Origin of the sequence: Fretibacterium fastidiosum (assembly GCF_964642095.1) — a bacterium.
GTDB lineage: Bacteria > Synergistota > Synergistia > Synergistales > Aminobacteriaceae > Fretibacterium > Fretibacterium fastidiosum.
In genome coordinates this window covers 563,698-587,086 of the sequence record NZ_OZ209244.1, presented here as the reverse complement: position 1 = coordinate 587,086, position 23,389 = coordinate 563,698, and the positions used below count along the sequence as shown (strand labels likewise).

The following is a 23,389-nucleotide window of genomic DNA, read 5'->3' as shown; positions in this document are numbered from 1 at the left end:
TTTTTGGCGAACCTTCGCCCGCTGTCGGGCGGGTGCTTTTGCCTTTTGCCACGAAGGTCCCATGGACGTGCGGGACGCGAGAGAGAGGGGTGTGTCTCATGGCATTTGAGTTGAGAGGGGACGGGAAGGAGCGCCCGGAGCCTGAGGAGAGGAAGCTTCGGTTTGACGTGAACGCCGTCGAGGAGGCGCTGGACGCCGCGTCGCGGGAGTGGGGCCTGCCCCGCGAGCTGCTGCGGGCCGAGGTGGTGGGTTCCGAGCGCGGCTTTCTGGGCCTCTTTGGGAGCAGGCTGAAGGTCGAGGTGACCCCGACGGGGGACCTGCTGGGGCTGAAGGGAGCCGCCTTCCTGAACGAGGTCATGGAGCGGATGGACCTCGACGCCCAGGCCTCCCTGACGGAGGACGGCACGATCGACATCGAGGGGCCGGACGCGATGGACTGCGTCGTGGGTCGGTACGGCGATGCACTGAAGGCCATGGAGTACCTCCTGAACCTCGCCCTGCGCGACCCCGCCTCGGAGCCGCGCGTCCGGGTGGACAGCTGCGGATACCGCGAGAGGCGCACCCGCAGCCTGGAGCGTCTGGCGGAGGCCACGGCCCGGCAGGTGGCGGAGTACGGCCGCCCCGTCCGGCTGGACCCCATGTTGAGCTGGGAGCGCTGGGTCATCCACACGACGCTGCAAGACAACCAGGACGTGCGCACGGAGTCCGTCGGCGAGCCGCCGATGCGGAAGGTCGTCGTGCTGCCCCGCTTCGACGCCTCGGAGAGCATGGGCCGCCGGTACGCCAGCCGTCCCCGCCCGCCGCGCCGCAGGCCGTATTGACATGCATCCGGTCCTCTTTCGGCTGGGGAGCCTTCAGGTCGACACCTACAGCGTGCTCTGGTTCCTGGCCCTGTCCCTCGCGATCCTATGGAGCGTCCGGCGCTTCCCCCTCTACGGCGTGGACGACGGGGTCGGGCGGCACGTCATCGGGTGGTCGTTCCTGTGGATGCTCTTCGGGGCCCGCGCCATGGAGTACCTGCGGAACGCCCCGGATTACATCGCCGACCCCTCCCTCTTTTTGGATTTGAAGCACGGCGAGCTCTCGGAGGTCGGCGCGTTCCTCGGCGCGTTCCTCGCCGCCATGGCGCTCTGCCGGCGCAACCCGAAGGCCCCCTTTCAGTCGCTGTGCGGCGTGGTCGCCCTGCCCGCGGCGCTGACCATGCTGGTGGGGCGGTGGGGGTGCTTCTTCAACGGCTGCTGCGTCGGCATCGCGTCGAAGTGTGCCCTGGCTCTGCACTTCCCCAGGGACCCGATCGGCGTAGCGCGGCACCCCACGCAGCTCTATTACTCGGCCGCCGCCGCCGCGATGCTCCTGGTGCTCTACCTCGTCGAACGCGCCCTCATCCGGCGCGCCCTCCGGCAGGGAGAGGACCTCCAGGAGAGCGCGGGGGCCCGGGGCGGTGCCGTCACCTCCATCGGCCTGATGCTCTACGCCGCGATGCGGCTCTCCGTGGACGTCGTGCGGGCCGACGCGCCGGTCGACGGCCTGTCCCCCTCGCACTGGATCCTCCTGGGGGCGCTGCCCCTGGAGCTTCTTTGGCTGTGGCGGTCGCTCCGGACGTTGAAGCGGGAGGACCGCCGGGCGTGAGGGGGTGGCGGATTGGTGCGGACGAAGCTCCGTAAAATCGCTGTATCAGGCGCTTTTAACGCCTTTTTCGGATGGCCCCGTCCGTAGAAAACTCCATGAAGGATTGGTCCCACGGGACTACAATGGCCTCATCATCGATCGAGGCGTTGCGGTCCCTTTTACTTCCCCTCGCCTCGCAATTTCTGGAGGTGCTCTTTTGATCATGAAGAATGGTTTCAGGTTTAAGAAGTCCATGGCGCTCCTGCTGGCCTGCGCGCTGGCCCTTGGGGCGGCGGGTGCCGTCCCGGCTCTGGCCATGTCCTCCCAGGCCGCGAATCCCATCGTCACCATCGTCAAGGACACGTCCCCCGCCGTGGTGAACATCGACGTCGAGGCCGTGAGCCAGCGCAGGGTGTCCCCCTTCCCCTTCGGGGACGACCCTATCTTCCGCCAGTTCTTCGGCGATGCCTTTAAGGAGTACACTCGCTCCGTGCCCATGAAGGGGCGCGGGTCCGGCTTCATCGTCACGAAGGACGGCCAGATCCTGACGAACAACCACGTCGTGGAGGGCGCGGACAAGATCACCGTGACGCTGGCCGACGGCAAGACCTACAAGGCCAGGGTGCTGGGCAAGGACCCCACCTTTGACTTGGCGGTCATCAAGATCGAGCCGAAGGGCGACCTGCCCGTTCTCGACCTTGGAGACTCCGACGCCGTGGAGGTCGGGGAGTGGGTCGTGGCCATCGGCAACCCCTACGGCTTCGAGCACTCCGTCACGGCAGGGGTCATCTCCGCCAAGAACAGGAGCATCCACGCCGAGGACGTCAACTTCGACGGACTGCTCCAGACGGACGCGGCCATCAACCCCGGCAACAGCGGTGGCCCCCTGCTGAACATGGACGGGCGCGTGGTGGGCATCAACGCGGCCATCGTGCCCTACGCTCAGGGCATGGGCTTCGCCATCCCCGTCAACATGGCGAAGGCCGTCATGGACGACCTGGTGTCCTACGGCAAGGTGAAACGCGGCTGGCTGGGCGTGGCGGTGCAGAAGCTGACGCCTGAGATCGCCAGGGCCTACGGCGTCGATGCGGAGAACGGCGCGATCATCAGCGACGTGTTCCCGGACTCCGCCGCGGCGAAGGCCGGCGTGAAGCGCGGCGACGTGGTGGTGAAGCTGAACGGCAGGGACGTGGAGGACGCCAACGCCTTCGTGCAGAGCGTTCGGGCCCTGGCCCCCGGCGCGACGGCGGAGCTGAGGATCGTCCGCGGCGGCAGAACCCTCACCCTGAAGGTGACGCTGGACCAGCGCCCCGACTCGGCGGACGGCCGCTCCGGCGGCCACGGAAACTCCCAGCGGTCGAGTGACGTTCTGAAGGAAGTGGGCCTCGAGGTGGCGCCCCTGACGAACGCGCTCCGCAGGGAGTACCGACTCGACAAGGACGCGGAGGGGCTGCTGATCGTGAGCGTGGCCCAGAACTCCGTGGCGCAGAACGCTGGTATCCGCGAGGGCGACCTGCTGATCCAGGTGAACGGGCGCAACGTCGCGGACCTCAGCGACCTGAGGGGCGCGGTGACCGGCGACGGCAAGTCCGTCGTCCTGATGGTGGGGCGGGACGGACAGACGTTCATCGTCTCCCTGAGCAGCGAGGATTGATGGCGCGTCGTTGGGGCTTCGGCTCCTGAGGCGGCGATCGAGGCGGACCGATATGGCCCGCCTCGCCGTCCTTTTTTCCCGCCCTGCCTGCGAGAATGACCTGGAAGTGGAACGATGGGGAGAAGCGGCGGGTTCAACATAAACACTGGCAAAAGCACTGGTAAATTATGAATGGAGGCGCTTGCGTATGCTGCAGTTTGCGATGTACTTTTTCGGGGCGGCGAAGGTCGCTGCGTTCTGCCTGTTCTCCCTAGCGTGCCTGACGGCGGCGGAGAACGCGGCCGCGGCGGGGACCGGCGAGGCCGAAAAAACGCCCCCCACCCTCCCGGCCGTCCGCGCCGTTGACGGGTTTGCCCTCCGCGCGGCGGCGGAGTTTCGGAAGTCGAACGGGGACTTCTTCTTCTCCCCCTACAGCATCCTGTCCGTGCTGGGCATGGCCTACGAGGGCTCCGCGGGCGTAACCCGCGAGGCGATGGCGAAGGCCCTCTCTCTGGACGACGGCTTTCATGCGTCCCTTGGGGCGCTGTCCACCGGGCTGCGGGAGCGGATGGACGGCCAGGACGATCAGCCGGTCCTGAACGACGCCAACCGCGTGTGGCTGATGAAGGGACTGGCGCCTCGAAGCGGGTTCGGTGACGTGCTGAGCCGGGACTACGGCGGAGCGGCGGAGGAACTGGACTTTAAGGACGCGCCGGAGGAGGCCCGGCAGAGGATCAACGGCTGGGTGTCCGACAGGACGAAGGGCCGCATCACGGACCTGATCCTCGACGTGCCGAAGGAGACGCGCATGATCCTGACGAACGCCGTGTACTTCAAGGGACGGTGGCTTCAGCCCTTCAGTGCGGAGCTCACGGTTCCGGAGCCCTTCCACGTCACGGAGGCGGAGTCGAAGGACGTCCCCATGATGAAGGAGGACAGGGAGTCCCTCTATGCGGATGTGGAGGGTGTGAAGCTCCTGAAACTGTCCTATGGCGGGTCCGCCAGCATGTTGCTGGCCCTGCCGAAGCAGGGCGCGATGGACGAGCTGCTGAAGGACCTCGCCCATCGCGACGGGCTTGACCTCATCCGACGCTGGCAGGCTTCCATGACCAGGCACCAGGTGGACGTGTGGCTGCCCAAGTTCAAGATGGAGGAACGGTACGAGCTGAAGGAGCTCCTGACGACGTTGGGGATGGGACAGGCCTTCTCGGACGCCGCGGACTTCTCCGCCATGACGGAGGATAAAGAGCCGATCTGCATCGACAGCGTCGTGCACAAGACATTCCTAGAGGTGGATGAGGAGGGGGCCGAGGCCGCGGCGGCCACGGGCATGACGATGGTCTACGCCACGGCCCTGCCCCCGCAGGACCCGCCGCGCGCGGAGTTCCACGCCGACCGGCCCTTCCTGTTCTTCATCCTGGACGACACGACGGGAGCGATCCTCTTCATGGGGACCCAGAGCTTTAAGTGATACCAATTTGCGTCTAAAGGGAAAGAAAGGCCCCCCTGCAAGGGAGGCTGCCCTGAAGGGGCTGGGAGGTGTTGAGTAGGCTAAGAGCAAACCCCTCCGCCGCCCTTGGCGGCACCTCCCCTTTCAGGGGAGGCAATCTTTGGTATGAAATCGCAGTAAGAGCCCCCTCGAGGGGGCTCTTGCGCGTTCAGGGGCGGAATATCCCGTTGGGCAGCGGAGGCAGGGCGAACGCAGGGCCTGGGGCGAAGCGCCCCGTCTCCCTCAGCCCCTGCTGCAGGGCCGCCTCGAGGCCCTCCTCTCCGCCGGAGACGTCGCCCGCCGCGTAGGCGGCGAGGAGGGCGTTCGTCGCGAGCGCGCCCCCCGTATCGAGGGTCACGGTCTCGGCGCGGATGAGGTCCGCCTTGATCTGGTTCCACAGGGCCGAGCGGCTGCCGCCCTCCGTGACGATGATACGCTCCACCGGCGTGCCCGCAGCGCGGCAGCGGTCCGCGATCTCGCCGTACTCTCCCGCGATGGCCTCCAGCACCGCGCGCCACAGCACGAATTGATCCGTGTCCATCGTCATGTTGAGGAAGCACCCGTGGACCTCCTCGCAGCCCTTCGGCCCCCCCGTCAGCCACGGCAGGAAGCGCACGCCGTTGGCCCCTGCGGGCACCGTTGCCGCCCCCTGGCTCAGACGGTCGTAGCAGCCGTCGTCGCCGGGTTGCCCGCAGACGTTGTCCCGAAACCAGCGCAGCGCCAGCCCCCCCGTCCGCACGAATCCCCAATAGAAGTACGTGTCCGGCAGGGTAGCGCTGTTGAAGATGAGGTTGTTGCCGCTTCGGCTGAGGTCCGGCACGATGCCGGCCGTGGAGATGCAGAACATGGAGCAGGTGCCCGCCACGTCCACGGCGTGCCCCGGCGCGAACACGCCGCAGCCCAGGAGCGACTGCATGGTGTCGCCCGCTCCGGCGCACACGGGGAGCCCCGGAGGGAACCCCGTCTGCGCTGCGGCCTCCTCCGAGAGCCCCCCCACGACGTCCCATGGGCGCACGATGTGGGGCAGAAGGGAGGGAGAGATGCCCAGAATCTCAAGCTGCTCCGGCGACCAGCGCTTTTCCATGACGTCGTAGCCGAGGCCCCAGCCTGAGAGGGTGCCCCAGTCGATGAAGGCGTCCGAGGCGCCGAGGCCCGCCAGGTTCAGCAGGATGTAGGGAGCGTTGTGCATGAGCTTCCGCACGCGGCCGCGGGACGGGGCGTTCTTCAGCAGCCATCGTGCGTGCAGGGCGGGGAAGAGGCACAGAGGGTCCGGGTTGCCCGTCTCGCGGGCCCAGAGGTCCGTCCCCAACGCCGCCAGGGCCGCCGCGTCCTCCCGCGTGCGGGAGTCCAGGTAGTTGATGTAGGGCGTGACGGCGCGGCCCGCCTCGTCCACACCGGCCACGCCGCAGATGATGCCGTCGCCCATCACGGCCCTCACGGACGCAGGGTCGAGCCCCTTTCGGCCCATCTGCTCCGCGCAGTCCTTCATGCCGGTGAGGGTTAGCTGAAAGTACTCCTCGACGTCCATCTCCACCCAGCCGGGATGCGGGTAGAGGAGCGTCGTGGGGTTGACGGCCTTCGCGACGCACTCGCCCTCCGCGCTGTACACCGCCACCTTGACGCTCTGCGTCCCCGCGTCGAAACAAAGATAATGATTCATCCGGACGTCCCTTCGTCGTCTTTTGAAACCCTGCTGCGCTCCGGCCCGAAGGCCGCGCTGCCGGTGCGTCAAACAAAGGGGGCCGGCCCGATTGCACGGCCCTCCCGCCGCCCCTCCGGGCGGGCTATTCCTTCTGCGCGGAGCGCATGAAGATGAACTCGTAGCCGTACTGGCCCGTGGTGCTGTCCTGAGTGCGGCGGGAGCCGACGACCTTCCAGCCCGCCCTGCCGCGCTCGTCCATGCCCGCCGTGATGCGGTCGTCCAGCAGAAAGTCGATGGCGTACTCGTACCGCTCGTCCTGCTGGGGCGTCCCTGCGGACGTTGCGGCCTTCGCCTCCAGGGTTCGGTCCGCGCGGAGGACCGCCGTCAGGCCCCGCAGCTGCAGCCAGCACAGGACCACTGCGGCAAGCAGCAGGAGCGTCAAGAGCGGCAGCAGGACCCCACCGCGCGGCCTTGCAGCCCCCTCCTGAGCGACGGGCGCCTCCTTGCGCGCCAAAAGCTTATCCTTCAGACCCATTGCTTTATCCTCCTCCGTTGCCTCAGCGGACCCCGCGTCCTGCGGGAACTCGTGGATTTCCTCAGCCTCCGGCCCTGTTTCGTTTGTGGAGTGTTCCTCCGGAGCGGGAACGTCGGCCTCGCCGTTCTCTTCTTCCTCCGCCTGGGGTGCCTCCGGCTCAGGCTCTGACTCCGGCTCTGCCTCAGGGGCGGGTTCCTCCGGAGCGGGAACGTCGGCCTCGCCGTTCTCTTCTTCCTCTGCCTGAGGTGCCTCCGACGCAGGCTCTGCCTCAGGGGCCGGTTCCTCCGGAGCGGGGACATCGGTCTCGTCGTGGCCTTCTTCCTCGGCCTGAAGCGTCCCGACCTCGGATTCCAGCGTCGCCACCGGCTCCGGGACGACGGCGGTCGGTTCGTCGAACGGCTCAGGCTCCTCGACCGTCGGCGTCGGGGCCGCCGGCTCCGCGACGAGCAGGGAGCTGACGTCCATCTCCGTTGCGCCCGTCGCGGGCTCCTCCGCTGGTTCGGCCGGAGGAGCGGCCTCCGCCACCAGCAGAGGCTCCTGTGGGGCCTCGTCCTCAGGGAGCTCCGCCTCCGGCTCGTCAACCCCCGCCGGCGGGTGAGGCTCCGTCATGGCGGCAGCGATGTCCTCCATCAGCTTTTCCTCGGCCGTCCAAGGCACTTCCGCCTCCGGGGCTGGCGCTTCCAGTTCCACCTCGGCGGGTAGCTCCGGTGCGGGTTCTTCCGGCGCCTCGTCCTCTGGGGCGACGTTCAACACGACGTCGGCGACAGGCGCAGGGGCTTCAGCTTCCACATCCAATGCCTCAGCGACAGGTTCAGGTTCTGTTGTCGGTGCCTCCAGCACCACCTCGGAGGGCAGTTCCGGTGCGGGTTCTTCCGGCGTCTCATCCGCCGGCGCGACGTTCAGCGCGACGTCGGCGAAGGGTGCAGGGGCCTCTGCTTTCACGTCCAATGCCTCGGCGGCAGGCTCAGGCTCTGACGCCTCCAGCACCACCTCGGAGGGCAGTTCCGGTGCGGGTTCTTCCGGCGCCTCGTCCTCTGGGGCGACGTCCAGCACGACGTCAGCGAGGGGTGCAGGGGCCTCCACGTCCGACGCCTCGGCAGGCTCCGCCTCTGCGGCCGGCGCCTCCAGTTCCACGTCGGCGGGGAGTTCCGGGGCGGGCTCTTCCGGCGCCTCGGCCTCCGGGGCGACGTTCAGCACGACGTCGGCGAAGATGTCGGCGAATGGGGCGGGAGCCTCCACGTCCAACGCCTCGGCAGGTTCTGCCTCTGCGGCTGGCGCTTCCAGTTCCGCCTCGGCGGGGAGTTCCGGGGCGGGCCCTTCCGGCGCCTGGTCCTCCGGGACGACGTTCAGCACGACGTCAGCGAGCGGGGCAGGAGCCTCCACGTCGAACGCCTCGGCAGGTTCTGCCTCTGCGGCTGGCGCTTCCAGTTCCGCCTCGGCGGGGAGTTCCGGGGCGGGCCCTTCCGGCGCCTGGTCCTCCGGGGCGACGCCCAGCACGACGTCGGCACGAGGGGCGGGGGCCTCTACGTCCGACGCCTCGGCGGGCTCCGTCTCCTCGGCTGGCGCTTCCAGTTCCACCTCGGCGGGTAGCTCCGGGGCGGGGCCTTCCGGCGCCTCGTCCTCCGGGGCGACGTTCAGCACGACGTCGGCACGGGGCGCAGGGGCCTCTGCGTCCGACGCCTCGACGGGCTCCGCCTCCGCGGCTGGCGCTTCCAGTTCCACCTCGGCGGGGAGTTCCAGGACGGGCTCTGCCGGCGCCTCGTCCTCCGGGGTGACGTCCAGCACGACGTCGGCACGGGGGGCGAGGGCCTCCACGTCCAACGTCTCAGCGCCGGGTTCCGGTTCTGCCGTTTCCGCGGCTGGGGTTTCCAGTTCCACGTCAGAAACGAGTTCCGGGACGGGCTCTGCCGGCGCCTCGACCTCCGGGGCGACGTTCAGCACGACGTCAGCACGAGGGGCGGGAGCCTCCACGTCCGACGCCTCGGCGGGCTCCGCCTCTGCGGCCGGCGCCTCCAGTTCCGCCTCGGCGGGGAGTTCTGGGGCGGACTCTTCCGACGCCTCGACCTCCGGGACGACGCCCAGCACGACGTCGGCACGGGGCGCAGGGGCCTCCACGTCCAACGTCTCGGCGGGCTCCGCCTCCGGGGCTGGCGCTTCCAGTTCCACGTTGGCGGGTAGCTCCGGGACGGGCTCTGCCGACGCCTCGGCCTCCGGGGCGATGTTCAGCACGACGTCGGCGAAGGGGGCGGGGACCTCCACGTCCGACGCCTCGGCGGGCTCCGTCTCCTCGGCTGGCGCCTCCAGTTCCACCTCGGCGGGGAGTTCCAGGACGGGCTCTGCCGGCGCCTCGTCCTCCGGGGTGACGTCCAGCACGACGTCAGCGAGCGGGGCAGGAGCCTCCACGTCCAACGCCTCGGCAGGTTCTGCCTCTGCGGCTGGCGCTTCCAGTTCCGCCTCGGCGGGGAGTTCCGGGGCGGGCCCTTCCGGCGCCTGGTCCTCCGGGGCGACGGCCTCTACGTCCGACGCCTCGGCGGCAGGCTCCGGTTCTGTCGTTCCCAACTCTACCTCGGAGGGCAGTTCCGGTTCGGGTTCTTCCAGCGTCTCGTCCTCCGGCGCGACGTTCAGCACGATGTCGGCGAAGGGTGCAGGGGCCTCTGCTTTCACGTCCAATGCCTCGGCGGCAGGCTCAGGCTCTGACGCCTCCAGCACCACCTCGGAGGGCAGTTCCGGTGCGGGCTCTTCCGGCGCCTCGTCCTCCGGGGCGACGTCCAGCACGGCGTCGACGAGGGGCGCGGGGGCCTCCACGTCCAAGGCCTCGGCGGGCTCCGCCTCTGCGGCCGGCGCCTCCAGTTCCACGTCGGCGGGGAGTTCCGGGGCGGGTTCTGCCGGCGCCTCGTCCTCCGGGGCGACGTCCAGCACGGCGTCGACGAGGGGCGCGGGGGCCTCCACGTCCAAGGCCTCGGCGGGCTCCGCCTCTGCGGCCGGCGCCTCCAGTTCCACGTCGGCGGGGAGTTCCGGGGCGGGCCCTTCCGGCGCCTGGTCCTCCAGGGCGACGGCCTCCACGTCCGACGCCTCGGTGGGCTCCGCCTCGGCGGGGAGCTCCGGGGCGGGGCCTTCCGGCGTCTCGTCCTCCGGGGCGACGTTCAGCACGACGTCGGCGAGCGGGGCGGGGACCTCCACGTTCGACGCCTCGGCGGGCTTCGCCTCTGCGGCCGGCGCCTCCAGTTCCACGTCGGCGGGGAGTTCCGGGGTGGGCTCTTCCGGCGCCTCGACCTCCGGGACGACGTTCAGCACGACGTCAGCACGGGGGGCGAGGGCCTCCACGTCCAACGCCTCGGCAGGTTCCGCCTCGGCGGGGAGCTCCGGGGCGGGCTCTTCCGGCGCCTCGTCCTCCGGGGTGACGTCCAGCACGACGTCGGCGAGGGGTGCGGGAGGCTCTGGCTCCACGTTTAACGCCTCGGCGACAGGCTCAGGTTCTGTCGTTTCTGCGGCTGGGGTTTCCAACTCCACCTCGGCAGGGAGTTCCGGGACGGGTTCTGCCGTAACAGCAGGTTCCGTGGCAGCGGTTGCCTCAGGAGCCTCCGGCAGGGGGTTCTTCCTTGGGCGTCCGCGCTTGCGGCGCGGGGACTCTACCGTGGCCGTTTCCGGGCCTGGCTCTGCCGTCGTCTCCGGCTCTGTGGCAGCGGTTGCCTCAGGCGCAGGAACTTCCGGCATGGGGTGTTTCCTTGGACGTCCGCGCTTGCGGCGCGGGGGCTCTGCATCCACGACCAACGCTTCGGCGGCAGGCTCAGGTTCTGCGGCTGGTGCTTCTAGTTCAACCTCAGCGGGAAGTTCCGGAACGAGCTCTGCCGGCGTTGGAGTCTCCGGCATGGGGTGTTTCCTTGGGCGTCCGCGCTTTTTGCGCGGAGGCTCCGGCACGGCCGCCTCTGGGCCCGGCTCCGCCGTGGTCGTGGGCTCTGGAGCGTCGGGCTCTGCGGCAATGGCCGCCTCCGTCGCGGGGGCCTCCGGCAGGGGGTTCTTCCTTGGGCGTCCGCGCTTTTTGCGCGGAGGCTCCGGCACGACCGCCTCCGGGCCCGGCTCTGCCGTGGTCGTGGGCTCTGGAGCGTCGGGCTCTGTGGCAACGGCCGCTTCAATCGCGGGGGTTTCCGTCAGGGGGTTCTTTCTTGGGCGTCCGCGCTTTTTGCGCGGAGGCTCCGCTGCAGCCGCCTCCGGTTCCACCGTGGTCGTGGGTTCTGGAGCGACGGGTTCTGCGACGACGACCGCCTCGGTTGCGAGGGTCTCCGGCAGGGGGTTCTTTCTTGGGCGTCCGCGCTTTTTACGCGGAGGCTCCGGCACGACCGCCTCCGGGCCCGGCTCCACCGTGGTCGTGGGCTCTGGAGCGTCGGGCTCTGCGGCAACGGCCGCCTCCGTCGCGGGGGCCTCCGGCAGGGGGTTCTTCCTTGGGCGTCCGCGCTTTTTACGCGGAGGCTCCAGCACGACCGCCTCCGGGCCCGGTTCCACCGTGGTTGTGGGCTCTGGAGCGTCGGGCTCTGCGGCAACGGCCGCTTCAATCGCGGGGGTTTCCGTCAGGGGGTTCTTTCTTGGGCGTCCGCGCTTTTTGCGCGGACGCCCCGGCACGGCCGCCTCCGGGCCCGGTTCCACCGTGGTCGTGGGCTCTGGAGCGTCGGGCTCTGCGGCAAGGGCCGCCTCCGCTGCGGGGGTCTCCGGCAGGGGGTTCTTCCTTGGGCGTCCGCGCTTGCGGCGCAGGGGCATGGAGGACGCCGGCGCTGTCTCTTCGAGCGGTTGGTTCGTCTTCTTCCGGGCGTTTTTTTTGTTCATTGTACGATCCCTCCATCACCGTGCTGGCAAGCGAAAAGCCGTTCATGCCCGCGTGGCGTCCATCGGCTGTGAACGGAAGTGAATTTCGCATACTCTCCTTATCCTATTATAACGGTTTTGCGCGCTTTTTCGCCAATTCTCTTTATTGTAGGGCGTTTTATTGCCTGTCAGGGGGCTGAATCAAAGTGTGAAGGACGGCCGCGCCAAGTGGATCGCGCGGCCGTCCTTCGTGGAACAGGTTCGGACCAGAGTCCGTCAGTAGATGGCGCAGAGCGTGCCGTCGCCGCTGCCGAGGTAGAGGACGCCTCCGTCGAAGGCGGGCGTGCCGTTGATGCCCTCGCCAGTCGTGAGGGTGGCGCGTTCCGCGCCGGAGGATGCGTCCAGGACGTGGAGGACGCCGTCGCCGCCCCCGGCGAAGACCAGCCCCTCAGCGAGGACGGGGCGCGCCGCGACGTTGCCGCCGTTCGTCTCGAACTGCCACAGGATGGCTCCGTTCTCCTCGCTCAGCGCGACGATCTTGCCGTTGGCCGTCCCCACGAAGACGCGCCCTCCGCCGACGGTAGGGGGCGTGGTGACGGGCTCGCCGACGTTCGGCTTGCTGTCCTTCCAGAGGGGGATGACGCCCTTGACCCTCACGCGCTGCACGGTGCCGTCCCAGCTCGAGTAGAACACGGACCCACCGCTCATGACCGGGGTGTTGATGGCGCCGCCCGCGCCGCCGCCCCAGATGCGTTTGCCCGTCTTGGGGTCGATGGCGCTGAACCTGCCGTTCTGCTCGCCAAGGAGGACGAGGCCGGCCTCAAAGGCCGGAGCGTTGCGCAGCTCCTGGTCGGCCGTGTGGGTCCAGACGAGGCGGCCGTTGGATGCGCTGATGGCGTAGAGCTTGCCGTCCCCCTTCGCCAGGTACACCTTGCCGTCGCCGACGGCCGTGCCGTCCGCGAGGGTCTCCGCGGCGTATCCCTCCTCCGGCGGAAGGTACTGCCACACGACCGCGCCGGTCGAGAGGGCGAGGCACGTGACGGCCCCGTTGCCCTGTGCGAAGATCACCTTGTCCCCCATGACGGAGGGGGTCCCGACGACGGTGTTCGTCCCGGTGTAGACCCAGGCGGGCACGCCGGAGGCCTTTTGAACGGCGTAGAGCTTCCCCAGGCGGTCCCCCGCGATGACCAGGTTGCCCGCCACGGCCACGCCGCTCGAGATGCCGTCGTCCGCCCGGAAGGTCCAGCCCACCTCGCCGCGCCAGGCGGCGGCAGGCCCCGCCGGAAGTGCGGCGAGAAACGCCAGCGCCGCCGCGAAAAGAATGCGATTTACCCTCATTACAATTCCTCCTCTGCCCTTGGATCGCACGCCCGCTCCCTGCGGGCCCCACTGCACCCTGCGCGTCCGGGGCGTGCCAAAGCGAAAGTCCCCATAGCGATATAGCGATATAACGATGGCTTAAGATTAAACCGTAAGGGGCGAGCTTTCGATACAGCCTCCTTGCTGAAATTTTTGCGCTTAAAGGGCGCAAAAAGCGGGGCCCCGATGGGAGCCCCGCCGAAGTTCGCTTCCGCCGTTCGCCTCAGGCGATGGTGACGTCCTTGCAAAGGTAGACGTCCTGCACCGCGTGGATGATCTCGACGCCCTCCTTCATGGGACGCTGGAACGCCTTGCGGCCGAGGATCAGGCCCATGCCTCCGGCGCGCTTGTTGACGACCGCCGTGCGTACCGCCTGCGCCAGGTCGGACTCGCCGCCCGAAGCACCGCCCGAGTTGATCAGGCCCGCGCGGCCTGCGTAGCAATTCAGCACCTGGTAACGGGTGAGGTCGATGGGGTTGTCCGTCGTCAGCTTGTCGTAGACGAACTTCGAGGTCTTGCCGAAGTTCAGCGCGGTGTAGCCGCCGTTGTTTTCCGCCTGCTTCTGCTTGACGATGTCCGCCTCGATGGTCACGCCGAGGTGGTTGGCCTGGCCCGTCAGGTCCGCGGAGACGTGGTAGTCCGTCGTCTTGCCGTCGACCTTCACCTTGAAGGCGGAGTTTCGGAGGTAGCACCACAGCACCGTCGCCATGCCCAGCTGGTGGGCGTGGTGGAAGGCCTTCGCGATCTCCTGGATCTGGCGCGTGGACTCGTCGCTGCCGTAGTAGATCGTCGCGCCGACGGCGACCGCTCCCAGCTCACAGGCCTGCTCCACGGAGGCGAAGAGGATTTGGTCGGCCTTGTTGGGGTAGGAGAGCAGCTCGTTGTGGTTCAGCTTCAGGAGGAAGGGAATCCTGTGCGCGTAACGGCGGGACACGGCCCCCAACACGCCCAGGGTGCTGGCCACGGCGTTGCAGCCCGCCTCCATGGCGAGCTTGATGATGTTCTCCGGGTCGAAGTAGATCGGGTTCGGGGCGAAGGAGGCGCCGCCGGAGTGCTCCACGCCCTGGTCCACGGGAAGGATGGAGAGGTAGCCCGTCCCGGCCAGGCGGCCGTGGTTGAAGAGCGTCGTCAGCGAGTTCAGCACGCGGTTGGGCCGGTCCGAGGGCGCCACGACCTCATCCACGAAGTCCGGACCCGGAAGGTGCAGCATGTCCGCCGGGATCGCCTTGCACTTGTGCTCCAGAAGGTCCTTCGCCTCGTCGCCGAGAAGTTTTTCGATCTTTTCAATGTCCTTGCTCATAGCGCTTTTGCCTCCTTGAGTTGTCGAGAGTCCGTCAAACCGTATCGAGCGTCCGGGGACAGGCCTCCGGGCGAATAAAGGGGATGAACGTTCAACTTGCCGTTCGGTCTGCTTAAGAAGATATCACATTCCGCGCGTTACGTCACGTCCTTTTAGCGGAGATCGTCCGGGGTGGAGCGCCTTCACCGAAAGATCATGCGCCCCTCCAGGATGTTCAGCGCGCCCGCTGCGATGAGCGTGGACGACAGGATCGCCACGACGGAGAGCCAGCCGACGAGGGGTGAGAGGAACATCGCGCATGAGCAGGCGATGAGGGCCAGGCTGCTGAGGAGCATGATCCACCATCCGCGGAGGTGGAGGGAGCGCAGGCGGATGCAGGTGACAAGGCGCACGAGGCCGATCCAGCACAGCCACGCCGCTACGACCATGGGGATCATGAAGGCCGTCAGCCCGATGCGCGTCAGCATGAGGACGCCCACGATGAGGTCCATGATGCCGAGGAACAGGAACCAGCGGGGGTACAGCGCCTCGCCGCGCAGGGAGAAGCACGGCAGGAGGTAATTGAGCCCGGACAGGCAGAGGCCGATCCCCAGGTAGATCGCCAGGGAGAGCAGCGCCTCTAAGGGGTAGAACAGGCTCCAGAGGCCGAGGAGGATCAGGATAACGCCCGTCAAATAGAGGGTCCAACGCAACGTCTTCATCGAGTTCATACGGTCCACTTCCTTAATTCATTCCTTAAAAGGCAACGAAATTTAATGACGGTCCTGCGACGCCGTGGTGCGTCCCCGTTTCCGCCCCTGCCCTTCGGGGTCCGGCAGGGGCGGAAACGGGGGGGCTCATTTTTTCAGCGTCTTCGCCTTGAAGTCCTGGGCCGGCGTGTAGTCCGGGTTGATCGCGAGGGCCTTGTCGATCCACTCGAGGGCCTCGTCCGCCTTCTTCAGCTTGTGGGCGGACACCCCCGCCCAGTAGGCCGAGAGGTAGTTGACGGTGGGGTGAGCGTCCGCCGCCCGACAGAACTCCGCATAGGCGTCCTTGTATTTGCCGTTCTTGAACTTGTTGTAGGCGTTGCGCTGCATGATCCCCAGGAGGTTCTTGTCTCCGCCCGAAAGGGCGTAGGTTTCGATGACCTTGGAGTCCGTGGACTGGTTGGGGTCGAAGCCGGGGATCGCCCTGGGCTCTCCCTTCGCCGGCTCGTCGGCCGGCTTGGGCTGTTCCGGAGCGGTCGGGGCCGGCGTCTTCCCCTCCCCGGTCGGCGCCGGTTCGTCCGCGGGGACCGCGCCGTCCTGGGGGGCGTTCCCAAAGATCTGGTCGAAGGTCCCGCTGGAGGCGGAGGGGCGGGAGCTGGCGTACTTGAGGGATTTGATCATCCGGTTGCTGATCGGCTCGACCTTGTCCCCGCGGCGGACCAAGGCTGCCTTGCCACCCTTGACGAACGTGCAATTGCTGTACGCGGGGGCGACCTCCCGGACCTTCAGCACAGCGAGGGCCAGGCGCTCCTGGCCGATGGTCTCGCCGTTCATGTCAAGGATCGCCTTGCCGTCGGCATAGACCAGGTACAGGGACCCTTCCTTGGCGCCCATGGAGGAGCCGATGTCGATCGTGGCCTCCTTGTCGGCCACCGAAAGGACATGCGAGCTCTCTCCAGCCAGCGTCCCTCGGATCCGGGCTGCCAGGCGCGTCACCGAGTCCGAGATGGCGCGGCTCTCCAGCCCGTCGAAGGTGCCCTCCGCCAGGACCGCGCCGCCCACGTACAGGCCGGAGGTCTCGTTGGACGAGTAGCCCGTCTCGGAGAGCGCCAGCCTGACCTCGGCCGTCGAGGTGTCCACGATGCGGACGTCGATGGTGGCCTGCGCCTCCTCCGAGCCGGTCGCGATGCCGATGCTGCCGAAGAGCGGGATCGCCCCTCCCGACGCCTTCTTGTTCAGCTCCGTCACCGCACCCAGGAGGATGTACTGCACGCCGGCGACGCGGCCCAACTCGGCCGCCGTGCTGGCGTCCACCAGCCCCGACTGCCCCAGCCGGATCTCCTTGCCCACCTTGTCCAGCTGATCCCTCTCGATCACCGAGATCGACCTGGAACTGGCCAGGGCGCGGGTCATCAGGTCCATCACGGCGTTGGCCTGCTGCTGCGTCACGCCCGACGTCTTGCTCTCGAACTGGAGGACGCCGATTCGCACCTTCTCCTCCTGCGCCCGGCAGGGAACGGCAAACAGGGCCAGGGCAAACAACGCCGTCACAACGCTCTTACGCATTCTCATGATTTAAAGCACCTCCGCTTTTCGTCCAGACGCTCCATCCCCAAACCCGCGCCCGCGCGAAAACTCCGCCGGAACGCGGGCTCAAAGTCTGTCTATCGTCCCCGGTCGCCGTTCAGTCGAGCTTCAGGCTCCTCATGGCCTCCACGTGCTTCACCACGGCCTTGCGCGTGGCCGCGGCCAGGATGCCGTTGATCTTCCCCGCTCCGAACCCGCCGTATTTCGTGACGAGCCCCCCCAGCGTCTGGTTGGAGGCCCCGCGCTCCGCGGCGGCGTAGACCACCTCGCTCGTCTGGTTGTCGATGAGGCGGATGTCGAGCGTCACGTAGGCCGTGTTGGAGGCGCCCCCGACCCCGCCGACGCCGGGGATGGGGACGGCCCCGCCCGCGGCCTTGTAGTGGTACTCCGTGACGGCCCCCGTCATGGAGTAGCGGGCCCCCTTGATCTTCCCCAGCTCCGGGGCGGTGGATTCGTCCATCAGGCCCGACTGTCCCAGCCGGATTTCCTCCCCGACGTAGTTTAGCTTTTCTCGCTCCACCAGGGTGAAGAGGCCCGCCTCGAAGAGCTCGGTGGTCATCATCTCGGTGATGGCGGAGGCGGGGACGCTGCCCCCCGCCTTGTTCGTGAACTCCCGGACCGCCAGGGTCGGCCTGGCCTCCGCCCCGGCGGCCAGCGCTCCGACGAGGAGCCCCGTCAGGATGAGCGGGCGCAGGTTCCGATTTCGTCTCATGGTCAACCTCTCCCTTCCCTTCGAGCCGGAGCTATTCCGTCATGCGTTTGACGGCCAGGGCTGCAGCGGCCTCAAGCGACTTCTGCTGGGCCTCCGACGGGGTGTAGCCCACCTGCTTCCCCGCCACGGTATCGGCGTAGATCTGGCTTCCGTTGGAGGCCGTGACCATGACGGCGATGGAGGATGTGCCCGTGTAGAGCTGGAACTCGTTTAGAACGGGGCGTCCGGCCTCCGACTGGGCCGTGATCAGGGTGCTGAACCCGTACTGTCTGCTCAGCTTCATGATCGCGTCCACGTTGCCGTCCAGGGCCAGAGCTGCGGCCTTGCTGCGCCGTATGGCGTCCAGCTTCTTGGGGTCCACCACCTTGTAGCCCTTGGCCAGCAGCTGGCGCGTGAAGACCGAAGCCACCTGCGCCGCCTCCTGGGCGGAGGCGCTCTTGGAGAGCACCGCGATCGAGCCCTTGGGCAGAACCGCGTGGGCGGTCCCCGCCGTCAGACAGAAAACCAACCCCAGGACGAGGGCGAGCGCGCTCCTCCAATGTTTCAATGCCATTGACCTCTCCTCCTTGAAAGAGTGTAAGAGTGTTTGGTTACAAAATCGCGCTTGACGGGCTTATTGGGCTTTAGCGCGCAGGGGCGTTGTTGCGCTTCAGCCGCTGCATCTCGCCCGCCACGTAGATGCCGCCGTTCTTGTTCAGCAGGCGGGAGAGCGCCGTCTCCACCTCGATGAAATAAAGCCCGCCCTCGATCCTCTCGGAGAGGATGCGCACCGGGGGAACGGGGCCGGAGAGCCACAGCGTCCGCTCCCTCAGGGCGGGGTCCTCGAGGATGTGCCCGCGCAGCAGCAAAAGCCCCCGGCGTGCGTCCGTCAGGGCCGCCCGACGGGCCAGAAGCCTGCCCTGGGCCGTGTTCTGGACCACGCGCCCCACGCCGCGAACGAACGCGCGGTTCTCCTCCCAGTCGGCGTAGAGGCTCTCCTCCGTCATCTGCAGCAGGTCCTCCGTCGAGGCCTGGACGGGCTCGGCAAGCTGGGCCGCCGCCCTCCCCGCGAGGCAAAGGGCCAGGACGGCCGCGAGGGCCCCTCGTTCAACCCGGCGCTTCAGGCCCTTCATGGCGCGGTGGCCTCCATCCCGCGGCCCTCGACGAGGGCCTCCGAGACGCCCTCGATCTCGCAGCCCCGGTCCGAGAGGATCGAGGCCAGGTCCTCCGCCGTCTTGTCCGAGACGACGTCCAGCTCCAACTCGCCCTTGCGGAACTGCCGCTGGTAGACCCCCGTCACGCCCTCGAGCCCGGACAGCTCCTCCTTGAGGGCCTTCGCCTCCTTGAAGGCGACGTCGGTCAGCTTGAGCTTGACCGTCCGCCCGGGGATGCCTCCCGCGGAGCCGGAGATCAGCGCGTAGGCGATCTTGTTCACCAGGCTCTTGCCCGCGCGGCTCGCCGTCGGCTTCAGGCCCCTGATCGCGCCGTCCTCGACGGAGGTGCCCTTCTGCTTTTCCTCGTAGGTGTCGGAGCCCAGCTGATAGGCCGAAGCGGACAGCACCGCCTTGAGCTGCACCGTGCTGCGAACCCCATAGATGCGGACGCCGCTCACCTGTTGGTTCGCGTAGGCGCTGGCGTAGGCCTTGCCGTAGATCAGGACGTCCGCCTGGAAGTTGCGGGCGATGTCCCGCAGCTTTTCCGGGTCCCCCGCGCTCCGCGCCGCGGCCAGGTCGATCTCCTTCAGCGCCCCGGCCTGGGTCGGATCGACCAGCAGGTACCCCGCCTTCTCGAAGACCCGCAGCACCTCGCCCTCCGCGGTGGAGAGGAAGGAGGGCTTGTCGCCGATCCGCTCGTCCAGCAGGACCATGATCCGGGGGTTCCCCAGCGCGTCGATGACCACCGGGCCCAGCACCCCGTCCAGCGCGGCCTCCGCTACGTCGCAGGAGGCGGACAGGTGGAGCAGGCCGTCGGCGTCCTCCCACTCCTTCAAGATATCCATCCGCTTGACGAGGCCCTGGGACTGGGAGAAGACCTTGTCCTTCACCACCTCGAAGTCCTTCATCTCCGTGATGCCAGTGACGTAGGCGCCTAGGGCCTTCTCCAGCGCGTCGCGCATGAGGGAGCGCCTGGCCTCCTCGCGGGCCTTATTCTTCGCCCCATCGACGATGGGGGCGTACCCCTCCGCCTCCACCGTGATGAGCTTTCCGATCGGAGGTTTGGGAGCTGTCTTCTTCGCGGCCCAGGCGTCCATGGCCGCGCCCAGCATCAGGGCGAGGCACAGCGCCACGAGCGCCGCCATCCTGAAAGCCCCTCCGAAGGGGAGGGGCTGAAACGCATTTCGTGCCGATCGCTCTCGCATGGGGTGCCGCCTACTTGGAGACCACGATCACTTTGCAGTCCTTGCGGAAGTCGTAGGAGCTGCCGCGGACCTTGGCCGCAGCCGAGTTGGGGATGACGATGTCCACGTTTCCGTTCTTCAGCTTGACCGCCTTGGTGACGATCGGGTTGCTGGCGACGTGAACCTCGCCCTTCGCGTAGTTGATGTTGTTGTAGTAGGCGCAGAGCCCCGACTGGAGGAAGCGGTCCTGATCCACGAACTCCATGCCGTACACCGGCTTGCCCGACTCGTCCAGGACGCGGAAGCTCATCGAGGGGACCAGCGGAAGGTGGCGGGCGTCGATGATGAGGCCCGTGTAGCGCCCCGCGGACTTCTTGGGCTTGGCCTCCTTATGGGACTTGTCCACCGGGATCTTCGGTGCGACGACGGCCCGGACCGGGGGCAGCTTGATCCGGCCGGTGACCGTGTAGGTCTCGCCGTCCCACTCGCCGCGCATGACCTCCACGTTCTTGATGATGCCGGAGATCTCGGAGCGCACGCGGTCCTCCGCCATGAAGTCGTTCATCGTGGTCTGTCCGTCGATCCGGACGCCCTTCATGAACTCCAGCAGGTTGCGCTGAAGGTCCAGGGTCGCGCCCCTGCGCGCCAGCGCCTTGCCCTGGCCGCCCTTCTTTCCCGTGGGCGCCACCGCCATGCCCGTGGCCTCGATGTAGTTCTCCGTCCAGTTCATCAGGCCGTTTTCCGTCTTGACGACGACCGCCCCAGGCCCGTTGACGTCGGGCACGGCGACCTCCGCCTGCGCGACGACGGGGGACTTGTCCATCAGGGCGATCTCCTTGGTCTGAAGGGCCGACTCCTTTTCGGTCAGAGCGGCTTCCTTCTTCTTCAGCTCCGCCTCCCGTGCCTCGAGGTCCGCCTGATGCTTTTCCGCCAGCAGGGCCTCCTTCTTCTGAAGCTCGGCTTCGCGGGCCGCAAGCTCCGCCTCGCGCTTGTCCGCCATGGCCGCTTCCTTCCGCTTCAGCTCCGCTTCGCGTGCCGCCAGCTCCGCGGACGACTCGGATGAGGCCTGATCCTTCTTCTGCAGGTCGGCCTCCCGCGCGGCGAGGGCCACTTCCTTCTCCCTCAGCGCCGTCTCGCGGGCCATAAGCTCCGCGGACGACGCGACGACGACCTTGTCCTGATTGGCCAGCGCGTCCTCGCGCTTCGCCAGGTCGGTCTCCCGCTCGGCCAGCGCTGCCTCGCGCGCCGCAAGCTCCGCGGACGACTCGGAAGACGCCTTGCCCTGACTCGCCAACTCGGCCTCACGCCCCGCCAGGTCGGCCTCCCGTCTGGACAGCTCCGCCTCCCGCTCCGCAAGCTCGATGGACGACGCGGAAGAGGCCTCGTCCTGTTTCACCAGATCGGCCTCCCGCCTGCTCAGTTCCGCCTCGCGCCGCGCCAACTCGGCCTCGCGCTCCGCGAGCTTCAGAGACTGCACGGCATGGTCCTGCTCGTCAAAGGTCGCCTTGGCCTCCGCAACCTTTTCGGCTTCCGTATCGCCCTCGGCCTCGGCGGAGACGGTGGCCTCCACTGTCGGGGTGCCCTCTTCCGTGAATATTGCCTCCCCCCCCGCGTCGGGGACGTTCGGGGCGAGGCCCGCAAACGCCAGCGAAACCATGACCACCTTCAGCGACGTCATAAACAACGTCAATCCCTCCCAGCAGAATCATGATAAAAATCTAAAAGTTCGTGTGGACTGAAGAAACGCGCTGCGGAGAAGTGGCGAAGAAATCCCTTTCTCCACGCTGTCATTCTATACGACCGGGCGTGCTTTGTAAAATGCGTTTGATGTCCGCTGAGGCGAGGATCGGGCAGTCCGAATCGGCCCGGCGTGGGAGCTCCGCGTCAGCGCCGGGCGAAGGGGGTGGGATTTCCCATCGGGGCGTTTTGCTCCCCGGCGCGGCGCCGCTGCGCTCCTTTTTGACGACGTTGAATCAACTATCTGATTCTTGAATACGTTGTTTTCAAGACAGAATGAGAGCTCCAGGGGAAAAATGCGCTATAATTTTTTGAATTCCGTCTGCCGCCTTGCAGCGGGGGGAAAATTTTTTGTGTCAGGGAGGTCTTTTCGTTGGAAGTCACATTGACGCCGATCATGTGTCTCCTCGTCGTCCTGGTGTTCATGTCGATTGGCGACATCGTCTCCATGAAGACGAAGGCGTTCGTGCCGTCCGTGTTCGTCGCGGCGGTCCTGTTCCTGGCCGGCTACTGGGGCGGCTGGCTGCCGAAGGACGTCGTGGATCGGGCCCAGATGGGCGCGCCGATCGCTACGCTCTCCATGTACCTGCTCATCACCCACATGGGCACCATGATGAGCGTCCGCGAGCTGTGCCGGGAGTGGAAGACGGTCGTCATTGCCGTGGCGGGGCTTGCGGGAATGGCCCTCCTCCTGTGGTACGTCGGCCCCCTGTTCACGGACCGCAACGCGATCGTCACGGGCACGCCCCCGCTTTCGGGCGGCGTCGTGGCGGCCATCATCATGGGCAAGGCCGCAGGTGACCTGGGAATGAAGGACATGGCCGTGATGGCCATGCTCATCTACATCGTGCAGGGTTTCGTGGGCTACCCGCTGACGGCGCTCTGCCTGAAGAGCGAGGGCAAGCGCCTGCTGAAGCTCCGGGCCGACGGCAGGGCCGAGGCCGCGCGGTCCGACGTGGATGCGGCGACGGGTTCGGGCTTCCACCTCGTTCCCCTGAAGTACCAGACCACCTACACGCACATCGCCTGCGTCGCGCTGGTGGCCTCCCTGGCCGACCTTTCATCGATCGGGTTGAAATCCTTTCTGGCCTACCTCAACCCGGAGTGGGTGCGCTACGCGCTGCACCCGCTGGTGATCTGCCTCATCTTCGGCGCCATCGCCGCGGAGCTCGGCATCGTGGAGCGCAGGCCCATGAACAAGGCCGGCGCCATGGGCTACCTCATCACGATCCTGATGGTCTTCATCATGGGGATGCTGAACAGCGCAACGCCCGAGATGCTGCCGCAGCTTGTGCGCCCCATCGCGGTGGTGGTGGTGGTGGGCGTCGCCGGGCTTCTGGTCGCCTCCTGCATCGTGGGCGCGGTTTTGGGCTACACCCTGCCCATGTCCATGGCGCTCTCGCTGACGGCCCTCTACGGCTTCCCGCCGAACTACGTCCTCACGGACGAGGCGTCGAAGGCCCTGGCGGGCGGCGACGAGGACACGTACAACTTCCTGATGAGCCACATGCTGCCCAGGATGCTGACGGGCGGGTTCATCACCGTGACGATCACCTCCGTCATCCTGGCGGGGATCTACTCGAGCCTCCTGGTCCCGCCTGCGGGTATGTAGTCGCCCTGCGGACCTGAGGATGGACATGGCAGATGATGGCGGCCCCAAGGGGCCGCCATCACTCGTCTTCCAAAAAAGGCCGGTCGGGAAAACCGACCGGCCTCAAAACGCACGTCGGCCGCGGAGGCCGCGCTGCGCTTACTTTTCCAGGACGACCTTCCAGCCGCCCTCGCGTTCTTCCTTCGCGGCGCGCCAGCCCTTGTTCTCGCCGAAGCGCGCGACGTTGTCCCGCGAGGTGCCCGTATCGACGAGCACCTCGACCCGACCGGACATCAGGCCGGAGAGGGCCTTCTTCGCCGCCATGACGGGCTGAGGACAGGAGAGCCCCCTCGCATCCACCGTGATCGTTTCGCTCATGACCAAGACCTCCTTGAA

At 67.5% G+C, this 23,389-nt stretch carries 17 protein-coding genes; 5 read left to right on the top strand and 12 right to left on the bottom strand.

Features of this window, described 5'->3' with window-relative positions:
* The first annotated feature begins 98 nt into the window (after positions 1–98).
* The 4 genes from ACK28C_RS02685 (at position 99) to ACK28C_RS02670 (ending at position 4,712) form a co-directional block, all read left to right on the top strand.
* Positions 99–821 (top strand): R3H domain-containing nucleic acid-binding protein, encoded by a 723-nt coding sequence (locus tag ACK28C_RS02685; RefSeq protein WP_015556671.1) that lies wholly within the window; start codon positions 99–101, stop codon positions 819–821.
* A 1-nt stretch (position 822) separates the two neighbouring features.
* On the top strand, positions 823–1,629 hold the full coding sequence (locus ACK28C_RS02680) for a prolipoprotein diacylglyceryl transferase (protein ID WP_015556672.1): 807 nt from the start codon (positions 823–825) through the stop codon (positions 1,627–1,629).
* Positions 1,630–1,831: 202 nt separating this feature from the next.
* Positions 1,832–3,262 (top strand): Do family serine endopeptidase, encoded by a 1,431-nt coding sequence (locus ACK28C_RS02675; protein WP_243440630.1) that lies wholly within the window; start codon positions 1,832–1,834, stop codon positions 3,260–3,262.
* A gap of 187 nt (positions 3,263–3,449) precedes the next feature.
* Positions 3,450–4,712 carry a serpin family protein gene (locus ACK28C_RS02670; RefSeq protein WP_015556673.1) on the top strand — a complete coding sequence of 421 codons (1,263 nt, stop codon included), beginning with the start codon at positions 3,450–3,452 and terminating at the stop codon, positions 4,710–4,712.
* Positions 4,713–4,899: 187 nt separating this feature from the next.
* Here the strand turns inward: ACK28C_RS02670 and ACK28C_RS02665 are convergent, their stop codons facing one another.
* From ACK28C_RS02665 to ACK28C_RS02615, 11 genes are all read right to left on the bottom strand, one after another.
* The gene (locus ACK28C_RS02665) at positions 4,900–6,390 is read right to left on the bottom strand and encodes an FGGY-family carbohydrate kinase (RefSeq protein ID WP_015556674.1); all 1,491 of its coding nucleotides are present in this window, start codon (positions 6,388–6,390) and stop codon (positions 4,900–4,902) included.
* 124 nt (positions 6,391–6,514) lie between these two features.
* The gene (locus tag ACK28C_RS02660) at positions 6,515–11,725 is read right to left on the bottom strand and encodes a hypothetical protein (protein WP_409152424.1); all 5,211 of its coding nucleotides are present in this window, start codon (positions 11,723–11,725) and stop codon (positions 6,515–6,517) included.
* Positions 11,726–11,980: 255 nt separating this feature from the next.
* Complete coding sequence (locus ACK28C_RS02655) at positions 11,981–13,042, bottom strand: PQQ-binding-like beta-propeller repeat protein (protein ID WP_015556675.1); 1,062 nt, start codon at positions 13,040–13,042, stop codon at positions 11,981–11,983.
* 244 nt (positions 13,043–13,286) lie between these two features.
* Entirely contained in the window at positions 13,287–14,363 is a 1,077-nt protein-coding gene (locus tag ACK28C_RS02650) for a class I fructose-bisphosphate aldolase (protein WP_409152423.1), read from the bottom strand.
* A gap of 182 nt (positions 14,364–14,545) precedes the next feature.
* Positions 14,546–15,064 carry an HdeD family acid-resistance protein gene (locus ACK28C_RS02645; protein WP_409152422.1) on the bottom strand — a complete coding sequence of 173 codons (519 nt, stop codon included), beginning with the start codon at positions 15,062–15,064 and terminating at the stop codon, positions 14,546–14,548.
* A gap of 135 nt (positions 15,065–15,199) precedes the next feature.
* A complete protein-coding gene (locus ACK28C_RS02640) occupies positions 15,200–16,615 on the bottom strand; it encodes a CsgG/HfaB family protein (RefSeq protein WP_409152421.1) in 1,416 nt (471 codons plus the stop codon).
* A 118-nt stretch (positions 16,616–16,733) separates the two neighbouring features.
* Positions 16,734–17,348 (bottom strand): CsgG/HfaB family protein, encoded by a 615-nt coding sequence (locus ACK28C_RS02635; RefSeq protein ID WP_015556679.1) that lies wholly within the window; start codon positions 17,346–17,348, stop codon positions 16,734–16,736.
* Positions 17,349–17,379: 31 nt separating this feature from the next.
* Positions 17,380–17,901, bottom strand: a complete 522-nt coding sequence (locus tag ACK28C_RS02630; RefSeq protein ID WP_409152420.1) for a hypothetical protein — start codon at positions 17,899–17,901, stop codon at positions 17,380–17,382.
* Positions 17,902–17,971: 70 nt separating this feature from the next.
* Positions 17,972–18,460, bottom strand: coding sequence for a hypothetical protein (locus tag ACK28C_RS02625; protein WP_015556681.1), 489 nt, complete (start codon positions 18,458–18,460; stop codon positions 17,972–17,974).
* Entirely contained in the window at positions 18,457–19,626 is a 1,170-nt protein-coding gene (locus ACK28C_RS02620; protein WP_409152419.1) for a hypothetical protein, read from the bottom strand. Before ACK28C_RS02620 ends, ACK28C_RS02625 begins: the two co-directional genes overlap by 4 nt.
* Positions 19,627–19,696: 70 nt before the next feature.
* Entirely contained in the window at positions 19,697–21,349 is a 1,653-nt protein-coding gene (locus tag ACK28C_RS02615; RefSeq protein WP_409152418.1) for a hypothetical protein, read from the bottom strand.
* A gap of 426 nt (positions 21,350–21,775) precedes the next feature.
* Between ACK28C_RS02615 and ACK28C_RS02610 the strand changes: the two genes are divergently transcribed.
* The gene (locus ACK28C_RS02610) at positions 21,776–23,014 is read left to right on the top strand and encodes a hypothetical protein (RefSeq protein WP_409152417.1); all 1,239 of its coding nucleotides are present in this window, start codon (positions 21,776–21,778) and stop codon (positions 23,012–23,014) included.
* Between the two features lie 138 nt (positions 23,015–23,152).
* On the opposite strand, the gene ACK28C_RS02605 is transcribed toward ACK28C_RS02610, so the two are convergent.
* A complete protein-coding gene (locus ACK28C_RS02605; RefSeq protein ID WP_015556682.1) occupies positions 23,153–23,371 on the bottom strand; it encodes a sulfurtransferase TusA family protein in 219 nt (72 codons plus the stop codon).
* Positions 23,372–23,389 lie beyond the last annotated feature (18 nt).

Bases quoted from the DNA above. Each gene is read 5' to 3' on its own strand.
- ACK28C_RS02685 (WP_015556671.1), top strand. From the start codon at position 99: ATGGCATTTGAGTTGAGAGGGGACGGGAAGGAGCGCCCGGAGCCTGAG.
- ACK28C_RS02680 (WP_015556672.1), top strand. From the start codon at position 823: ATGCATCCGGTCCTCTTTCGGCTGGGGAGCCTTCAGGTCGACACCTAC.
- ACK28C_RS02675 (WP_243440630.1), top strand. From the start codon at position 1,832: ATGAAGAATGGTTTCAGGTTTAAGAAGTCCATGGCGCTCCTGCTGGCC.
- ACK28C_RS02670 (WP_015556673.1), top strand. From the start codon at position 3,450: ATGCTGCAGTTTGCGATGTACTTTTTCGGGGCGGCGAAGGTCGCTGCG.
- ACK28C_RS02665 (WP_015556674.1), bottom strand. From the start codon at position 6,390: ATGAATCATTATCTTTGTTTCGACGCGGGGACGCAGAGCGTCAAGGTG.
- ACK28C_RS02660 (WP_409152424.1), bottom strand. From the start codon at position 11,725: ATGAACAAAAAAAACGCCCGGAAGAAGACGAACCAACCGCTCGAAGAG.
- ACK28C_RS02655 (WP_015556675.1), bottom strand. From the start codon at position 13,042: ATGAGGGTAAATCGCATTCTTTTCGCGGCGGCGCTGGCGTTTCTCGCC.
- ACK28C_RS02650 (WP_409152423.1), bottom strand. From the start codon at position 14,363: ATGAGCAAGGACATTGAAAAGATCGAAAAACTTCTCGGCGACGAGGCG.
- ACK28C_RS02645 (WP_409152422.1), bottom strand. From the start codon at position 15,064: ATGAAGACGTTGCGTTGGACCCTCTATTTGACGGGCGTTATCCTGATC.
- ACK28C_RS02640 (WP_409152421.1), bottom strand. From the start codon at position 16,615: ATGCGTAAGAGCGTTGTGACGGCGTTGTTTGCCCTGGCCCTGTTTGCC.
- ACK28C_RS02635 (WP_015556679.1), bottom strand. From the start codon at position 17,348: ATGAGACGAAATCGGAACCTGCGCCCGCTCATCCTGACGGGGCTCCTC.
- ACK28C_RS02630 (WP_409152420.1), bottom strand. From the start codon at position 17,901: ATGGCATTGAAACATTGGAGGAGCGCGCTCGCCCTCGTCCTGGGGTTG.
- ACK28C_RS02625 (WP_015556681.1), bottom strand. From the start codon at position 18,460: ATGAAGGGCCTGAAGCGCCGGGTTGAACGAGGGGCCCTCGCGGCCGTC.
- ACK28C_RS02620 (WP_409152419.1), bottom strand. From the start codon at position 19,626: ATGGCGGCGCTCGTGGCGCTGTGCCTCGCCCTGATGCTGGGCGCGGCC.
- ACK28C_RS02605 (WP_015556682.1), bottom strand. From the start codon at position 23,371: ATGAGCGAAACGATCACGGTGGATGCGAGGGGGCTCTCCTGTCCTCAG.